General features: G+C 60.2%; 11 protein-coding genes and 1 pseudogene. 8 read left to right on the plus strand and 4 right to left on the minus strand.

The annotated features are described in order from the left end of the window. Nucleotides 1-638: 638 nt before the first annotated feature. Nucleotides 639-1,967 (minus strand): chromate efflux transporter, encoded by a 1,329-nt coding sequence (gene chrA / locus PQR32_RS16950; RefSeq protein WP_408229162.1) that lies wholly within the window; start codon nt 1,965-1,967, stop codon nt 639-641. A 512-nt stretch (nt 1,968-2,479) separates the two neighbouring features. Between chrA and PQR32_RS16955 the strand changes: the two genes are divergently transcribed. The 4 genes from PQR32_RS16955 (at nt 2,480) to PQR32_RS16970 (ending at nt 9,208) form a co-directional block, all read left to right on the plus strand. Beyond that, nucleotides 2,480-3,502 (plus strand): LuxR C-terminal-related transcriptional regulator, encoded by a 1,023-nt coding sequence (locus PQR32_RS16955; protein ID WP_408228879.1) that lies wholly within the window; start codon nt 2,480-2,482, stop codon nt 3,500-3,502. 408 nt (nt 3,503-3,910) lie between these two features. Beyond that, the gene (locus tag PQR32_RS16960; RefSeq protein WP_408228882.1) at nt 3,911-5,632 is read left to right on the plus strand and encodes an adenylate/guanylate cyclase domain-containing protein; all 1,722 of its coding nucleotides are present in this window, start codon (nt 3,911-3,913) and stop codon (nt 5,630-5,632) included. A 51-nt stretch (nt 5,633-5,683) separates the two neighbouring features. Continuing rightward, the gene (locus tag PQR32_RS16965) at nt 5,684-6,922 is read left to right on the plus strand and encodes a phosphatase PAP2 family protein (protein ID WP_408228885.1); all 1,239 of its coding nucleotides are present in this window, start codon (nt 5,684-5,686) and stop codon (nt 6,920-6,922) included. Between the two features lie 420 nt (nt 6,923-7,342). Then, entirely contained in the window at nt 7,343-9,208 is a 1,866-nt protein-coding gene (locus tag PQR32_RS16970; RefSeq protein ID WP_408228888.1) for a S8 family serine peptidase, read from the plus strand. A gap of 95 nt (nt 9,209-9,303) precedes the next feature. On the opposite strand, the gene PQR32_RS16975 is transcribed toward PQR32_RS16970, so the two are convergent. Then, complete coding sequence (locus tag PQR32_RS16975) at nt 9,304-9,570, minus strand: hypothetical protein (protein ID WP_408228891.1); 267 nt, start codon at nt 9,568-9,570, stop codon at nt 9,304-9,306. Between the two features lie 605 nt (nt 9,571-10,175). Between PQR32_RS16975 and PQR32_RS16980 the strand changes: the two genes are divergently transcribed. Beyond that, nucleotides 10,176-10,403: a hypothetical protein gene (locus PQR32_RS16980; protein ID WP_408228894.1), complete on the plus strand. Its 228-nt coding sequence runs from the start codon at nt 10,176-10,178 to the stop codon at nt 10,401-10,403. Nucleotide 10,404: 1 nt separating this feature from the next. Next, complete coding sequence (locus PQR32_RS16985; protein WP_408228897.1) at nt 10,405-12,429, plus strand: YcaO-like family protein; 2,025 nt, start codon at nt 10,405-10,407, stop codon at nt 12,427-12,429. Nucleotides 12,430-13,121: 692 nt separating this feature from the next. Here PQR32_RS16985 and PQR32_RS16990 read toward each other — a convergent pair. Further along, nucleotides 13,122-14,111: a PDR/VanB family oxidoreductase gene (locus PQR32_RS16990; protein ID WP_408229165.1), complete on the minus strand. Its 990-nt coding sequence runs from the start codon at nt 14,109-14,111 to the stop codon at nt 13,122-13,124. Beyond that, nucleotides 14,097-14,477: pseudogene (locus tag PQR32_RS16995) on the minus strand (cupin domain-containing protein); the annotation flags it as partial. The pseudogene PQR32_RS16995 and the gene PQR32_RS16990, both read right to left, overlap by 15 nt. A 175-nt stretch (nt 14,478-14,652) precedes the next feature. Between PQR32_RS16995 and PQR32_RS17000 the strand changes: the two are divergent. Together PQR32_RS17000 and PQR32_RS17005 are read left to right on the plus strand one after the other, a co-directional pair. Further along, entirely contained in the window at nt 14,653-15,915 is a 1,263-nt protein-coding gene (locus PQR32_RS17000; protein ID WP_408228900.1) for a citrate synthase, read from the plus strand. A gap of 339 nt (nt 15,916-16,254) precedes the next feature. Then, on the plus strand, nt 16,255-17,589 hold the full coding sequence (locus PQR32_RS17005) for an MFS transporter (RefSeq protein WP_408228903.1): 1,335 nt from the start codon (nt 16,255-16,257) through the stop codon (nt 17,587-17,589). The last annotated feature ends 68 nt before the right edge of the window (nt 17,590-17,657 follow it).

Here is a 17,657-nt window from a genome sequence, read left to right on the forward strand (position 1 = left end):
CTTTTAGCCGCAGCACCTCGCCCGTCCCCTGCAACTCACTGCGGCCAACGACATCATCCGGACCGAGGCTTCGGCCGCACGCCGGGCACCCGGGCCTCATTTCCGTGAACAGTCCGTCTCCACCGTCGTACGTCCCGGTATGGGCCAGGTTACGCAGCCGCGTCCAATAGCGGCGGTCTTGAGGGTCGCCGACATCCAGGCTTTCGATGAGCGCTCCGCGATGTCCGCATGGGCATTCGACATAAGTGAAAGTGCATGTTTTCATCCTGGCCTCCTGCCGGTTCACAATCATCGCAGCATGAATCGGGCCACGAACCTTTTCCCATGTCCGCGCGTGCCAACTGGAGTCGGAGATTGCGTTCCCGCGCAAAGTATCAGTTAAAAATCGGGCGCCCGGACGTGCTTTCGCCGGAATGTGTTCTTAAGTTTTCCTTCAGAAACCTTGGGTACGTCTGCTCCGTATCAAGAAAAAGCCCATGGAAATTCCGACGCCCGAGAATCGCGCGGTGGCTGTTCGAGGAAATAAGGAATGGAGAGGTCCGATACCGCTGCGAGATTCTTGCCGCTTCCCTGTCGCGTCTTCTATTGACGTACGGCAGCTTGAGCAGCATCGGCGACTGGTGAAGGAGGAGGGTCCCTCAAAAAACAAACAGTCTCAGTGCGAGTCCGATGACACCGCATGTAAGCACGACGGGTATCACCCCGACCTTGAACCGGAACAGTGCGATACCGGCAGCCACGCCTATAAGCAGCGAGGGCCATTCGAATCCGCCCTGCATGCCATGCGGCCACAACACGTGAAGGGCGAAAAACACGGCGAGATTCACGATGACGCCAACCACAGCGGAAGTGATGGCTGTCAACGGCGCAGTAAATTTCAGATTGCCATGGGTCGTTTCGATGAAAGGACCGCCGAGCAGAATGAACAGAAAGGACGGCAGGAACGTAAAGAAGGTCACAACGATGGACGCGGCGACGGCAGAGGATAGTATTGCATCCGGTCCGAACACTGCTTTGGTCCAGCCACCAACGAAGCCGACGAACGAAACCACCATGATGAGCGGTCCAGGCGTGGTCTCTCCGAGCGCCAGACCGTCTATCATCTGTAGTCCGGTCAACCAGTGGTAGTTATCGACGGCGCCCTGGTAGACGTACGGCAACACCGCATACGCGCCCCCGAAAGTTAGCAGGGCGGCTTTCGTGAAGAACCAGGCCATTTGCGTAAGCGTGCCGGTCCAGCCGAACATCAGCTTAAGTGTCCCGATAGCAGCGAGCCAGATGAGGAGGAAGACGGCAAGCACGGTGGCGAATCGCTTCCATGTGAAGAGCGCGTGTCGAGGAGTGGGTGTGTCGTCGTCAAGGAGTGCGGAACCGAACGCATTGTCACTGGCCTTGTGTCCTCCGCCGACCACGAATCTGGATGGAGCGTATTTACCCCCAAAATGACCAATGATGCCGGCCACCAGGACGATGAGAGGGAACGGGACGTTGGCTACGAAGATAGCCAGGAATGCTGCTGCAGCAATTGACCACAGCCACGCGTTCTTCAGTGCGCGAGAGCCAATCCTGTACGCGGCGAAGACGACGATGGCCGTGACCGCCGGCTTGATGCCGTAAAGCACGCCTGCCACGGCCGGGACACTGCCAAAGGCCATGTAGACCCAGGACAGTCCTATCAAAATGAAAAGCGACGGAAGAACGAAAAATCCCCCGGCGATTATGCCGCCCCACGTGCGGTGCATCAGCCAACCGATGTAGGTGGCCAACTGCTGCGCCTCCGGTCCGGGAAGGACCATGCAGTAGTTCAACGCGTGCAGGAATCGCTTCTCGGAAATCCAGCGTTTTCGCTCGACCAGGTCCTGATGCATGATGGCAATCTGTCCGGCCGGACCTCCGAAGCTGATAAAGCCGAGCTTGAGCCAGTACCAAAGCGCTTGGCCGAATGTCACCGACTTGATAGCCTCGATGCGCTGATTGCTCGTTTCGTTATCTGGCGCCAGTTGACTTTGTTGCACTTGAAAACTCCGGATGTTTCAGTTCGCGATTGAATCTTGCCGGCAACCGGAATTCCGTCGCGGGAAAATCCGGCTGGTCCGCTCGATGGAGTGCATCAAAGCGATGAGGAGATTGCTGACGGCGCGGCAGATTAGCCAGATTGACACCTTTACTGCCGAAACGGTGACAATTTCACGTCGGTCTGCGGCTGACGACCTACGCGGCATGGGTGTGGCAGGGGAAAGATGCGTTGTCATTCGCATGCAGTCTTGCAACCTCGAACGCCTGGTCTCGGCCGGCCGTCGCATAAACGCGTCGATCCGCATAGGGAGCGTGACGCTATGTTGGGGCGTCGCCTATAACGGTTAGCGGTGCCCACGCGGTGTGTGAGTCACTACCCTCGTTTCATCATACTAATGGTCCGCTGCGCGTTGCAAGGCAGGCGTCGACGGGCCGTTAGCCACTTGAAAAGCGCGCACGGCTCATGCTGATCCTTTTCATTGCTCCCGCAGGTCTGTTTCGCGATGGCGTCGCGCGTCTGCTCGTCGACGTGGCCGACGGCGCCGAAGTGAAATGCGCCGACTACGCTTTGAGCCCTATCGATAGCGGGCAAACGGTCGATGTACTCATGCTCGACGGCGACTACTTACCGGAGGCGCTCACTACCGCAAGCGCTTCTCATCACTATGCACCGAACCTGCCAGTGCTTGCACTGTTGACCTCGGTCGATCCTCAGACCGTCGAGCAATTCATCTCGGCTGGCGTAGCAGGTCACCTGGGTAAATCGGAGTCTGGCAATGCACTGGTCGGTGCACTGCGCCTCCTCGTTGCCGGCGGGCGGTATCCGCCATCGGCCATTCGCTGGTCGGCGCCCAACGCTTCCACCGACGCGCTGCAGAGCTCCGCCGTCGCGGCCAATCCCAATCCCCATTTCCTGACGCCTCGCCAACTTCAAGTGCTGGCGCTTGCGGCACGCGGCGATTCGAACAAGTCGATCGCGCGACAGTTGAACATTACGGAAGGGACCGTAAAAGTACACTTATATACGGTGTACAAAGCTCTGAAGGTCGGAAGTCGGGGGCAGGCGAGCGTTGCCGCAGCGCGGTTGCAGAAGGTCGGCGATGTGCAACTTCACCACGCGCTGGACGGCCAGCTTTCAATCAGTCGGCTGCTGGCTTACACGACGCCCACCCGTTTTCAATCCGGCCACATCCTCTTTCACAAAGATGACCGGAGCGATGCGCTTTACTACGTGGTGCGCGGAACCGTCATGCTCGAGGAGATCGGCATCGAGGTGGGGCAGGGCACGATACTGGGCGAAATCGGACTCTTCTCTCCGGACCATCAGCGCACGTGCACGGCGCGTTGCAAGAGCGAATGCGAGTTGCTGGTGGTCTCGGCGACCGACGCGATGCGACTTTATTATCAGGACCCGGAATTCGCCACCTATCTGATCCACTTGATTACCCGCCGATTGGAGGCCGATAAACTCCGCACGAGGCGTTAATTGTGACTGTCGAACGTTTATTGCGGACTCGGCATTCCAACGCGCTTCGACTTTGTCCGATATCGACTGACATAAAGCGGATGGCGGGCAAAAAAAGCCGTTTTTCCAATGTTTTTTTGACCTATAACACATACAAATCACCAGTCTGCTGAAGACGTCGGGCGCGTGTTCGCGTCGCCCCGTCGGGCGGCGAGATCCCCTACTTCGAGCATTTCGGCTCAGCGCTGAAAGGTTGCGCATACGTGGCCGCGGCGCTTCCGACGTGACATTTGAAAGAATGCGCAGGGGCGGTGAAGTCTGTTGTGTATAAGACCCGTGCACGCCAAAAAAATGGCTTGAATAATAGTGATGGCAGATTTCCCCCTTTCACCGGATGGACTGGTTTGTGTCGTTCGCGCTGTGCTGTTTATGGACCTCGTTGAGTCCTGCAGGCTGATGCAGGATAACGAGGTCGAAGCAGCACGGCGCTGGCGCGCGTTCAAGGCGCAGATCGAGAATGAGTTTGTGCCGGCGCATTGCGGCCGCCTGATCAGAACTGAGGGCGACGGACTGATGGTCACGTTCGTCCGCCTGCAGGATGGACTCGCCGCGACCTTTGCGATCCAGCGCGCGTCGCGCGAGGTCAACGCAGGCGAGCCGGCGAGCAGGCACATGCTCTTGCGGATGGGCTTGCACGTCACGGAGTTGTACGAAGACGAGCGTGACGTGTACGGCTGCGGCGTCAACCTGGCTGCGCGCCTCTACACGTTGGCGGGACCGGGAGAGATCGTGGTGTCCGCGCAGGTACGGGATCAGCTTACTTCCGAACTGGACGCGGAAATCGACGACCTCGGCGAATGCCATCTGAAGCATTTCGAGCATCCGGTGCGCGCCTATCGGATCGGTCCGCCCGGTCCACGTCCGCTGATCGAGCGTGGCGCCGCTTTTTTGCCGGAGCTGCGGCCCACAATTGCGGTGATTCCATTCATCTTGCGTGGCGGCGACGTCGAACAGCAGATGCTCGGCGAAGTGCTCGCCGACGAGATTATCTCCTCCTTGTCTCGCACGGCCGAGCTTCAGGTGATCTCGCGTTTGTCCACGACCGCGTTTCGCGAGCGCGGCGCGTCACTTGACGAAATCAGTGGGTTTCTTGGCGCGCGTTACGTATTGTCGGGCGCATATCGAATGTCGGGCGATCGGTTCGTGCTCGTCGCCGAGCTCGCCGAGGCCAAATCGCGTCACATTTTGTGGACTGAGAGCATCAGAGGCCACACTTCCGAGATCATGCTCGGCGAAGACGAACTGATCGGCCGGGTGGTCGGCGAAGTCAGCAATGCGATTATCAATCGCGAATTGCATCGGGCACGATCGCAGGCGTTGCCCACGCTCGAAATCTCGACGCTGCTGATGAGCGCTATCGTGCTGATGCACCGCGGCGTGGCGGACGACTTCAACCGCGCGCGGGACATGCTGGAAGTGGTGATCGAACGCGCGCGCAGACAGGCATTGCCGCATGCATGGCTCGCCAAGTGGCATGTCTTGCGCTTCAATCGCGGTTGGACCGATGACCGCAGCGGCGAAGCAAATGTGGCGCTCGAATGCACGCGACGCGCCCTCGACGCCGATCCTGAGTGTTCGCTCGCGTTGACCATCGACGGATTCGTGCACACGAATCTGCTCAAGCAACTCGACGTCGCGCAGCAGCGCTACGCGCTCGCGCTGTCGGTCAATCCCAACGATTCGCTTGCATGGCTGCTGAAAGGCACGCTGCACGCATTCGAAGGCGAGGGCGAAGAGGCTGTCGACGCAACCGAGCGTGCTCTCAGGCTTTCGCCGCTCGATCCATTGCGCTACTTCTACGAATCACTTGGTGCAACGGCCGCGCTATCCGCAGGCCTTTACGAACGCGCGGTGGAACTGGCGCAACGGTCCCTGCGGGTGAACCGTACCAACACGTCCACGTTACGCGCGCTGGCGATCGCGCAGTCGTTGCTCGGCAACGTCGAGGCAGCACGTTTGACGGTTGGCGAAGTGCTGGCCATCGAGCCGACACTGACGGTGCAGCGTTATCTCGAACGCTCGCCTAGCGGCGCATACAAGACCGGCAAGATCTGGTCGGAGGCACTCCGTCAGGCGGGATTGCCTGGCTAGATAAAAGAAGCAATGAATGCGGTGCTGGATCCCTGAGAGAGGAGACATGTCGTGGGCGGACTTGGCGGAGCGGGTGGAGCAGGTGGAGCGGGTGGGGCAGGTGGGGCAGGCGGTGCGGGAGTTCCGCCCGGCGGTGGCGGCGCGGGTGGCGTCTATGATGCGGGCGGCGGCGGCAATTCGGGCGACGGGCGGCTTCTCGCGCAAGCGCTGATTGGACACCGGGATGGGATAGTGGGCAGTTGGCGGCCTCCGGAACGGGTCACGCTCAACTTCGATAATCAGAAACTGCAGAATCTCGCCACACCGCCGGTGCTCGACGATCCGGCTCAACTGTGGCGATGGGAACCCTGGGTGCGCGCGACGGTGTTCGATTTCGAACTGCTGACCAGTCTGCATTTTTCGTTTCCCGACCCTTCCACCGCCATGCTGTCTCACCGGGCAAGCGGCGCGGACGTGGAAATCGTCTCCTTGAGCAGGCCGGGTGTGGACGTCTTCACGAAACAACTCGACTGGTTGGACTTCTATTCGGACCTGCGCGAGGACCGTACTGCGGAGATACTGTGTCAGATGGGTCCGCAAGTGGCGTTCTGGAGCACCCTTATCTATCTGCATCCGAGCCGCACGCCGAAGACGCTCGAACTGCTCGATACTGTCGTGCGATTCGCGATTTTCGTGGAAATTCGCTTCAAGCATGCGATAGCGGCGCAAAGGGCCATCGAGTACTCGACCCAGGTCCAGCCGATGATCCAGACACCGGGGCATGGCTCGCTACCGAGCGGCCATTCGACCCAGGCGTTCATTATCGCGGTGGTGCTGTGCGCATTGTTCAATGAGTTGCCCGGCTCCGTATTCCATCAGCAGGTGATGAGGCAGGCGTACCGCGTCGCGGTGAATCGAACGGTGGCGGGTGTGCATTTTCCGATCGACAGCATTGCGGGTCACGTGCTCGGTACTTCACTCGGGGAATACTTTGTCGCGCGGTGTAAGCGCAAGCTTGGCGGCAACGGCATGATTACTTCGCGCTATTTCAAGGGCAAGGATATCAACGCCAATGATCCGCACGGCAACCCGGATTTCGACTATCACGAGCCGCTGAGCGACGCCGATGTCGCCGCCTATATCGCGAACAATCCGGCCATGACCGCGGCACAGGTGCAAGCCTACTTCTCGTTCATCGGCTGGGACTCGGTGCAAACGGCCGTGAATGGATCCGACATTCTGTCGTGGCTATGGAACCAGGCGGAGAGCGAGTGGACGGGTAAGAGTCTCCAGAACACGCGTTTGCCGTAAGCGTGTCGATGCGTGCAGAAAGGGTGGCATACGAGGTGGCATATGAGCGGGCAATCCTTGGCGGGCGGCGGCACGTGGAGTGGGCTCAACTGGACCGGACGCCCCGCTGACAGCGCCCGCGCCGATCCCTATCTGGCGTGGGCAGACTCAACGGCATTTGCTGACCTCGGAGGGCAACCCACGGGTTGGGTGCGCGTCATCCTCGAACTGGAAGCGCACTGGCCAGCAGATGGCGCTCCGCCACTTACCGCGCAGGCGTTCGCGGAGAGTCTGGAAAACGCGAACGCCGCGTGGAAGACGTGGATTCAGGTATCGACCATCTATCGCTTTCCGCCGCATGATCTGGAAGCGTCGCGCTTCCTGACTGCGATCGTGACAAAGCAGTTCTTCACAGAAATCGATGGCGCCATGAAGGGTGTCGTGAAGCGCTTCGAACTCGGGATGCCGATCGCTCCTGGCGACGCGGCGCAGTCTTTGGCTCCCGGTCCCGAAGCGCGCGTGCCGGGAACGGCGCCCGTCTTCGGTCCCATTGCTCAACCAGGCGCAGCGTCTACTGACGCGCCGGACCAGCCGCACGCCGTGTTCATGGGAGTCATGGACGACGGACTGGCGTTCGCTCACGAACGCTTTCGTTCCGTCGCCGATATTCCGTCGACCCGTATCGAATACTTCTGGAATCAGGATGACGCGGCGGCGGCGCCGCTCGGCGTGCACTACGGGCGTGAGCTGGCACGCGACGAGATAAACGGCTTGCTTAAGCAGTGCGTGAGCAACGGACTCTGCGATGAAGACGCCGTGTATCGGCTCAACGGTTACGTCGGTGCGCGCAAACGCTGGGCGCACGGCACGGAGGTCATGGATCTCGCTTGCGGCGTGAGGCCCAACAAGATCGAGGCCGCCGCATTGATCCTGGAAGGGGAGCGGACGGGAACGGTTCAACCGCCGCGTATCCTGTGCGTCCAGTTCAAGACGGCAGGGCGAACGATTCGCGACACGTCCGGGCTCTGGTTCGCCGTTCACGCACTCGACGCCATCCGCTACCTCCTGCGTCGGGCCGACGATCTTGCCAGCGGCGCGGCGTACTCGGTTGTACTCAACCTGAGCTACGGCTATATGGCGGGTCCGCACGACGGCAGTTCGATCATTGAAAGCGCGATGGACGAACTGATCGGCCTGCATCGCGATCTATCCATCGTCGTACCCGCAGGAAACAGCAACATGCTCCGCTGTCACGCGACACTCCCGGTTGAGAGCGGAACGTTGAGTTCGATCACGTGGCGAGTCTTGCCCGATTGCGCCACGCCTGGTTTTCTTGAGATATGGTTGCCGAAGGGTGCCGATGCATCCAGCGTGACCGTTCAGATTACTCCACCGTGGGGAGACAAGAGCCCCGTGTTTCCTGTCAAGAATCTCTACACATGGCAACCGGGGCGTAATGTGCTGTGCACGGCGGTCTATCTGGATCGCGTCGCGACGGGGGACCGCAATATGATCCTGATCGCACTCGCCCCCACGACGATGAATCAGCCCCAGCGCGATCCGGCGCCGGCGGGTAACTGGACCGTGACGCTGACGAACGGGTCGGGTCACGATCTGGAGATTCATGCGTGGGTGCAGCGTAACGAAACGGCCTACGGATATCCGCTGCGGGGGCGCCAGTCGCGCTTCGAGGATCCGGAGTACAAGAGGTTTGTGTTTGGGGCCCACGTCCGGGACTTCGACGAAGGCAATGCGTCGACCTGGATCAAGCGTAGTGGCACGTTGAGTTCCATTGCGACCGGCGAGCACACCGTCGTGGTCGGCGCCTATCGCAGAACTGACGGACGCGCCGCGACCTACTCATCGACCGGACCTTCCCTTCGGGAGACGAAGCGATCCGGTCCGGATGCGGCGGCTGTCAGCGAAGACTCCGTCGCATGCGCAGGTGTGCTGGGCGCCAGTACGCGCAGCGGCTGCCTTGTTGCGTTGAGCGGAACCAGCGCAGCGGCTCCGCAGGTGGCCCGCTTGCTGGCGAGGCAAAGAATCATCGAGTACGGGAATGGATTGCAGCCCAATGTTTTCACGCCTTTGCTTTCCGCTCGCGCATGGGTCGACAACGAGGCGGATTCCCTCGATCCGGAGCCGGTGACGCTGGCCCCTCACCTGTTAGCCCCATGCCTCGGCACTCTGAATCCACCGCCGGTGCCGCTCGGTCAACATGCCTATGTGCCGCGCCTGCCTGAGATTCGGGCAGGTTCCGGCAGATTGCCTTCGCCGCGCTGGAAGAAAAGAGGTATCAAGCTGTAGCGAAGCCATAACGCGTCGAGGAACGGGTCTTCTTCACCCGGCCCTCGTCGTGTGTCACGTGCGTCCGCTGCCGGGATCCGGAGCGGACAGGAAGATCATTGACCTCCCTTGAATAGCTGCTGGAGCCTCGCCGCTTCTCCGTTCTGCTGCGAGCGCACGAGGTCCTGATAGACCTCGGCGCGGGTTTTGCCCTGTTGAATCGCGGGGCCGCCCGACATCGAACTGGTCGACATGTCTGACCCTTGCGAGCTGTTCATGATCTCAGTTGCCGTCGGCGGCTGTTGCGTGGTGGTTTCCTGCGCGTTTGCCTGCAATGAGCACGCGCAGAGCATGCCGCTGAACAGTAAAAGTGCTGTCTTCATTTTGACTCTCCTTTCGAGGTGGTGGCGCATGTACCCGCTGCGCCGAACCGAAGCGCCGATGTGCGCCGTGTCCAGGGAGAAAGCGGGTCGCTCCGTGGAACGGAGTGAATGCGATCGGGCGAGGTTGCAGAGACGCTTAGGTTGATCGCAGTATGTGTGGCAGGTGCTGACTCGGCTATATGCCATTGGTGATAGACGACGAAGGATGCGCGCCGGACGCGCCCGGCTCACCAACCAATCGTGTCGCGCAAGTCGCGCTCCCGGGAGAAGCGATGTTCGGGAAGAAGAGCCAGCAATCTCTCCGCGAACTCCGCGAGACAACCTTCGTCGATAACCGTTCGAAGCTCGCTGCGAAACGAGTTAGATATTTAAAAACGGGCCACCCGCGACGTTTACGTTAGTAGAGCGCCGCTGCTCTCGTAAGAAACTGCTCAGCTACGGTCGACGCGACAACCCGGCATTTGCACCAGGTTTGTCCGGCTGCTTGCTGCGCTCCATCGGGTCTTGACGGATTAGGACTGAGTGCGGCGATGCTCACTGGCCGGGTCATGGAAATTGTTCATGGCCATATGCGCGGCTGGTTCCAGTTACAAGGAGAGCCTGCAATGCCCAAAGACTTCCAAATCGAAAAGCTCGTTGACTCGTTGGCGACGATCAGCAGCATCATTTTCCATCGACTGCACTGTATGGAATGCAACCAATGCGAGCCGTGCGGCCCAGCCTTCATGAAGGCGCTGAACACCTTGCGAGAAGCGGGCAACGTTCAGGAAACGATTGGCGCGGCTCCGGCGGACCTGGGGCGGGACGTCGGAACCAGTGCCAAAGGCGAGTAACTTGAACCTGGCATTGGGGCTTCGCGTAGTGGCTACGTGCGGCGGCGTATTCGTTTCAACATCGAGAGGTTGTTTTCGACTCGAGGGGTCGTCGGCAACCTCGCTGGTTTCAGTGGTCTTGCCTGCACTGTACTCCGGAGACCAAAAACGTTTGCCGGACAGTGTTTGCGGGCTGGAGACACAACTGCTTGACGCGGGCATTATTGAGAGTTCGGGGAAGGCAAGGATAAAGGCCAAAGAATCTGCAGGCATTGCGCGCGTGTCCATCAGCAGACTAACGGGCCTTGCTCAGCAAGTCACAGCGCTCCTCGCGACGGCGGGCATTGAAATTGGCACACAGATCAGGGATGGCGATTTCGTCGTTTCGGACCTGTCCGACCTTGATGACGGCGAGTCGCTTCGCATTGCCGACGACTTGCATCGACGCGGCTGCCCTTCGATCTCCATCTGGAGAAGAGGGGAGGAGACATTCCTGGGACCAGTCACGGCACCGGGATGGTCCGCTTGTTGGCATTGCGCGCGCCAAAGGCTCAACGACTCCTTGAACGATGACATTGGCGTGGTCGCCGACGATCCGGCGATAGCAAAGGCCGTCGCCGATAATGTCATCCTCGCCATTCGCTACCCGGATGTCGCGGGCTATGGGTGTCTGGTCGCGAAACACCGGTCAACCACCCTGCATGCCATTTTGCCGATGCCGTGGTGCGCGACGTGCGGCGGCACGATAGCGTCTCAGCGATGGGCGCCGATTAACCACTCCGTGCTGGTCCCCGAAAGGCTGCGGGCGCTTGCCGACCCACGCGCCGGCGTGGTCCGGCATCTGTTCGTTTTTGCAGGGGACGGCAGCGACACGCCCGCCATGCCTATCTGCGCTAGCGCTATGATGGCTCAGCCTGTGCTCCGTCGAGCTGCAAAAGAATCCATCCTGCAGGGGGAGGGAAAGGGATCAACGCAAGAGGAGGCGTTGCTGAGCGCGATCGGCGAGGGCGTCGAGCGCTACGCGGCATCGTTCTGGAACCACGCGGATTTGACGAAGGGCTCTCTTAACGAACTTGGCGATCGAGCGTTTGATCCCGGATGGCTGGTGCTGTACGACAATGAGCAGTACGCCCGGTCCAACTTTGCCTTTGAACCGATCGATTCCAACTCGCCGATGCTATGGGCGAAGGGTCGTTGGCTGGATACGGGCATTGAAGTGCTGGTTCCAGCGCAAGCGACTTACATCAACTTCACTGGAGACGAGCCGCCCATCGGCCAGACCACCAGCAACGGCCTTGCAGCCGGGAGTTCATTTAATGACGCGGCCTTGCGCGCGGTGTATGAGTTGATCGAGCGAGACTCGTTCATCCTGCACTGGTTGGCGGGGATGAAGGGAAAACGCATCGATCCTGACGACTGCGATGACATAAGTCGCAAGGCGCTTGACGACGTTCGGAGGCTCGGCGCGCACACGGAGCTATACCTCCTCGATTGCGATACCGGTTATCCAACGGTGGCCTGCCTTGGCTTGGGGAACGGTGTTTCGTGGCCGGGCGCTACGATCGGATTAGGAACGCATGCCGACATCGATATCGCGTTGCGGAAGGCCGTACTCGAACACGGGCACTACGGAGCGTACATGCGTAGGTTGACACGCGAAGGACGGCACCGACACGTACGTGCGCCCGAAGACGTGGTGGGCAGTCTGGATCACGGGCTGTACTATTGCCACGCCGATAACGCGGCGGGTTTGGATTGTCTGCGCCACGCTCAAGTCTCGGTAACCTTGGCGAACTTACGCAAGAGGTATCGGGAACAGTCAAGCCTGACAGCCTGCGTTGCTCGCTTGTCGGCATGTGGAATTCGAACAGCGGCGGTTGACGTCACGACACCGGATCTAGCCTTGGCGGGGCTCTGCGTCGTGCGTGCTTTTGGAACCTACGCACAGCCGATTCACTTCGGATTTGGCTACGAGCGGCGGAATAATCCGAGGCTAACGGCTCTGTTGAACGGCCCGATCCAAACGATGCCACATCCGATTGCGTGAACGCGCTCGGAGACAGGGCGCCGCATCCAGCAGCATGTCGCGAAAGCGGTCGATCGGAAAGCTCAACGTTCCGCGGAATTGACCTGTGCGAAGTGCCCGGCCTCAGCCGCCGCACCCAGTCGTCGTCAATCCCTTGCTCCTTGCTTTGCCAGTCGTCGCGCGCGGATCTGCGCCTTGGTTCGCCCGTGTTGTTGTTCGTCAATTTCGCTAGCGCGCTCAACTTGTCCTTCATTTCCGCTAACGCTGTGCCGATTGATGCGACAGGTACGTTATGCACAAGCAACGGCAAACATAAATACCAACAGCCCGCGTGGCGATCTTCCGAAAACCCCCGTCTTAATGCGTTGATGAGAAACGCCATACTGTAGGACACTTTAGGCGCCAGTCAGCGGGCCCAGCATTCCTTGCGTGGATGTTCGAGATAGGGCAAACGCACTGCGCTTCATCAGTCGTGACGGGTAGTGAGTCCACGTTCCCGGCGGATAGGCGCGTAAGCAGCATTAACGGACAACATTTGCGCTTCAATGGACACCGCCAGCACAATTAACGATCTCCGACAGCGTTCGGGCCGCCTGCATCGTCACGAAGTCGTGCGCGTTGGGAATTTCGCTCGCATGGCAGGCATACATCCACTCATCGTCCTCTCATGTCTGCCGCCAGCCCGACGACGCCGGGCGCTGCATTTCGCTTTCCTAGAGATCGAGCACCAGCGACTCGCCCTTGCAACCCGAGACGCACACGGTCATCACCGTGTTGCTCTCACGCTCGCTCGCACTCAGTACCGTGTCGCGATGGTCCGGCTCGCCGGACAGCACGCGCGTCTTGCACGTACCGCACAAACCTTGCGTGCAGCCGTGCTGGACATCGATGCCCGCATCGAGCAGGGTCTGCAGCAGCGTCTTGCCTGGTACGACTTCCAGACTGCGTCCCGAACGGCTCAGTTCGATTCGGTAGGGCTTCTTCGTTTGCGCTGGCGCGCTGCGCGCGACGAATCGCTCGAGGTGCACATGCGTGAGTCCGAGCTCGCTGCAGTGGCGCTCGAAATCATCGAGCATCGGCGTCGGGCCGCACGCATAGAAATGCGCGTCGCAGCGTCGGGTGGCGAGAAATTGCACGAGGTCGACGCGCTCACCGTGCTCGTCGTTGAAATGCCACTTGACCTCGAGTCCAAGCGCGTCGATCTCTTCGGCAAACGCCGCCTCGCGACGCGAACGCGCACAGTACAGCAGCTCCACCGATCGTCCGAGCGCGCGGAGCCGCCGCGCCATCGCCAGGATCGGCGTGATGCCGACTCCACCCGCAATCAGCACGGTATGGACCGCGTCTTCGCGCAACGGAAAATTGTTGCGGGGCTTGGATATTTCGATCCGCGCGCCGACCCGCAAGTGCTCATGCACGTAGCGCGATCCACCGCGGCTGTCTTCGACATTGAGCACGCCGATCACATAGCGGTCATTGTCTTCTGCGGAATTGCACAGCGAATAGCTGCGGATCATCCCGTTGGGCAGATGCAGATCGATGTGAGCACCGGGCTCGAAGGCGGGGAATGTCGAGCCGAACTGCGGCCGCAACTCCACGCTGATGACGCGCTGCGCCTCATGGCGAATCGCGTGGACCGTCGCTCGCAATTGCGTCGTTTCGGGCTTGTTGCGCACGCGCGGCGGATGGTATACCACCAGCATTTCCAGCGCCGAATCGCCGAGATTGCGGAAGGAGTGCGGCACGCCTGCCGAAATCGGGCTGACCGAACCGGCCGCGACCGCTTTGACTTCGTCGCCGACGGTCACTTCGCCGTGCCCTGACAGCACGTAAAACAGGTGAGCATGCGGCTCGACATGGGTCGGAGAGAATCCGCCGGGGCCAACCGACGTCAGTTCGATGCTGTACGCGTTACCGGTATACGTCGTGTCGGCGATCGTCTTATAGCCGGACTTGTTGATAAACAGTCCCGTCAGCGGAACCCACGGCACTTCGTCCACATGCCACGTGACCGGGGTTTCGGCAGTCGTCGCACCGGACGGCTGGGTATCGCGCACGGCGACATTCATTTCGTCTCCTCCAGAATGGTTCGCGCTTTTCGTCGGCACGGCTGCACGCGTGCCCGTATCAAACGCGATATTTGCGGGGTGTGGGAACGTGGCTATACTTGATTCAACCTCGTTTCCCTGTGCGAATACTAGATATCCCGCTCATAGTTGATCAAGATTGATTTTTAAAATCGACATGAAGAAGCAAAACGACTTTCTGACCCGCGAAGAAGCGCTTGCGGCGCTCGGAGTAAAGGTAGCCACGCTGTATTCGTACGTAAGTCGTGGTCTCATTCGCAGTGTCCCCGTGGCCGGGAGCAAACGTCATCTCTACGCAAGCGAAGATGTCGAACGCTTCGCGGCGCGTGGGCGCGGAAGGCTGCCGCGCTCCGTCACGGCCGGTACTTCGATGCGCTGGGGCGAACCTGTGGTTGCATCATCGATCACCTATATCGACGAGCGCGGCCCCGTCTATCGCAACCGCCGCGCACTCGATCTGGCGCAGGGGGGGCACGCGTTCGAGGTGGTCGTGCATTTTCTGATCACGGGTGTCTGGCAGGACACGCAGGCCGATTGGCCGCCAGCCGACATTTCCCCCGACACGGCCGCATTGCTCGCGGCGCACGCAAAGGCCGTCGCACCCGATGACATCGGCAACCTGATGGCCATGGTCGCCCTGTCGCTCGGCATGCGCGGAAGGGATCGAGCCGAGATGGCCGATGGCGCCACCGTGCAGATGGCACGCACGATTCTTCATGCGTTTACCGGTTGCCTGGGTTTTCTTTCGAAGAATGGCCGGTACATCGTGCGCAAACCGGGCGAATCGCTCGCCGCATGGGCGCTGCGTGCGAGTGGCGCGCCGGTAACGCCGCAAGCGGTGCAGGCGGTTAATTCCACGCTCGTGATCCTCGCCGATCACGAACTCACGCCTGCCACGTTCGCGGCTCGTGTCGCCGCCTCGATCGATGCAGGGCTCTGCAACTGCGTCGCCGCAGCCATCAGCGCACATGTGGGCTATTCGACGGGGGCAGTGACGGATCGTGTGGAAACGCAGCTATTCGACGATCCGCGTGGCGGCGTGTCGAATTCGCGCCTCGAACTCGTGCGCACTCGCGGCGCCAGCCTGTACGGTTTCAATCATCCACTGTATCCGGCGGGTGACCCGCGAGCCGAATGGATTCTTTCGCTGGCGAGCCGCTGCGGTGATAACGACCCGGCCGTGCGCAAAACGCTGAAGGTTCTCGAACGTCTGCGCGACGAGGACGGCATGACGCCAGGACTCGCTCTAGCGTTGGTGCCCCTGACGCGCGCACTTGGCATGCCTGGAGGAAGCGCCACCGCATTGTGGATTCTCGGCCGCACGGCAGGCTGGTGCGCTCACGTCGTCGAGCAGCGCATGCAGGCGTTCATGCTGCGCCCGCGCGCGAAGTACATTTCCGCGGCGCCCAACAGCGGCTGACAGCGTTCCGGCGGCAAAAGACCGCTTTCGACCGAACAATCCCATTCCCCTCGCTGCATGGATTCCCTTGCAGCTGCCTCACTTCGTCTTTGCTCAGGAATGTGTCACGTCCTGATAGTCGATTTTGAAAATCAATCTTGATCGAAAAATTATGACCTCCCTAGTATCTGGGCACCGATCGCGGATAGCCAGTCCGTTCAGGAGGAGACACATGAACGCATCCGGCTTGCGCGTTCGGAACGCTCACCGCCTCCTTCCATAGACAACAAAGCAAATGTCTTCACGTACCACGCCGTTCATCGCGTGGCGTTGCGAACTCTAGATAACGGTACTCCGACCATGCGCACGATAGACCTGCAGCACGTGCTCGACAACGCCCGCCTCAATTCATTTCATTGGAACCTGCTGTTCTGGTGCGCGCTGATGATCATTTTCGACGGATACGATCTCGCGGTTGCAGGCATTGCGCTGCCTTCGATGATGAAAGATCTGGCCGTGACGCCCGCCAAAGCGGGGATGATGGTCAGCACCGCACTCTTCGGCATGATGTTCGGCAACGTCGTATTCGGAATGGTCTCTGCACGAATCGGAAGACGCCGCACGATTGCGCTGTGCCTTGCGCTCTTCAGCGTATTTACAGCAGCGGCGGGTTTCGCACATGACCCTCTGATCTTCAGCGCAAGCCGGTTCATCGCGGGCCTCGGCATGGGCGGCGTTATGCCCAACGTGGTCGCGCACATGACCGAGTACTCGCCGCGACGCGTGCGCAGCACCATGGTGACACTGATGTTCAGCGGCTATTCAATCGGCGGCGTGGCCGCTGCGCTGCTGGGTAAAGGTCTCATCGAGGCGCACGGGTGGCAATCTGTCTTTCTTGCAGCGGGCCTGCCGGTACTGCTCGTGCCATTCGTCTTGCGCGCGTTGCCGGAATCGATGCCCTATTTGTTCGCGACGAATCGGTCCGACGAGTTGAAGAGTGTGCTCGCGCGAATTGATCCGCGCTTTTCTCCTGGCGAACCGACACAGTTCCGGTTTTCCGATAGCGGCAATGCTTCGAAAGCAGTGGTTTCCCAGCTCTTCGATGATGGACGAGCCTTCAGCACTTTGATGTTCTGGCTCGCCTGCTTCATGTGCCTTTTCATGGTGTACGCGCTCAGTTCGTGGCTCGTGAAACTGATGCTCGGCTCGGGCTATGGACTCGGTTCCGCATTGAGCTTCATCCTCGCGCTCAACCTCGGCGCGGTCTTGGGCGCAGTGGGCGGCGGCTGGCTCGCAGACCGTTTTCACATCAAGCGCGTTCTCGTCGGCATGTATGTGCTCGCGGCGGTTTCGATTGCGCTGCTCGGGTATCGTCTGCCGATGGCATGGTCTCTGGTCCTCGTAGCGCTCGCAGGCGCAGCGACTATCGGTAACCAGATTGTCACGATCGCCTATGCCGGTCAATACTATCCGGCTGCGATGCGGGCGACGGGAGTCGGATTCTCGCTGGGCGTCGGACGCCTTGGCGCCATTATCGCGCCGGTTCTCGTCGGCGCAGTGGTCGTCATGGAACTGCCATTAGTCCAGGATTTCTACGCGATCGCAATTCCAGCCGTCATCGCTGCCATTGCTATCTCTGCGATCGATCATCGGCGCTCCGCATCATCACATCTCGATGCGTTGACTCAGATATGAACGCCGTAAAAGCACATCTCACTTCCCGTTCTCGAAGATAGAAGCATCTCGCAGTAAAAGTGAATTGG

Origin of the sequence: Paraburkholderia dipogonis (genome assembly GCF_046027395.1) — a bacterium.
GTDB classification, from domain to species: domain Bacteria; phylum Pseudomonadota; class Gammaproteobacteria; order Burkholderiales; family Burkholderiaceae; genus Paraburkholderia; species Paraburkholderia dipogonis_A.

Coding starts and splice junctions, on each gene's coding strand:
- PQR32_RS16955 (WP_408228879.1), top strand. CDS start 2,480: ATGCTGATCCTTTTCATTGCTCCCGCAGGTCTGTTTCGCGATGGCGTC.
- PQR32_RS16960 (WP_408228882.1), top strand. CDS start 3,911: ATGGACCTCGTTGAGTCCTGCAGGCTGATGCAGGATAACGAGGTCGAA.
- PQR32_RS16975 (WP_408228891.1), bottom strand. CDS start 9,570: ATGAAGACAGCACTTTTACTGTTCAGCGGCATGCTCTGCGCGTGCTCA.
- PQR32_RS16980 (WP_408228894.1), top strand. CDS start 10,176: ATGCCCAAAGACTTCCAAATCGAAAAGCTCGTTGACTCGTTGGCGACG.
- PQR32_RS16990 (WP_408229165.1), bottom strand. CDS start 14,111: ATGCTGGTGGTATACCATCCGCCGCGCGTGCGCAACAAGCCCGAAACG.
- PQR32_RS17000 (WP_408228900.1), top strand. CDS start 14,653: ATGAAGAAGCAAAACGACTTTCTGACCCGCGAAGAAGCGCTTGCGGCG.
- PQR32_RS17005 (WP_408228903.1), top strand. CDS start 16,255: ATGCGCACGATAGACCTGCAGCACGTGCTCGACAACGCCCGCCTCAAT.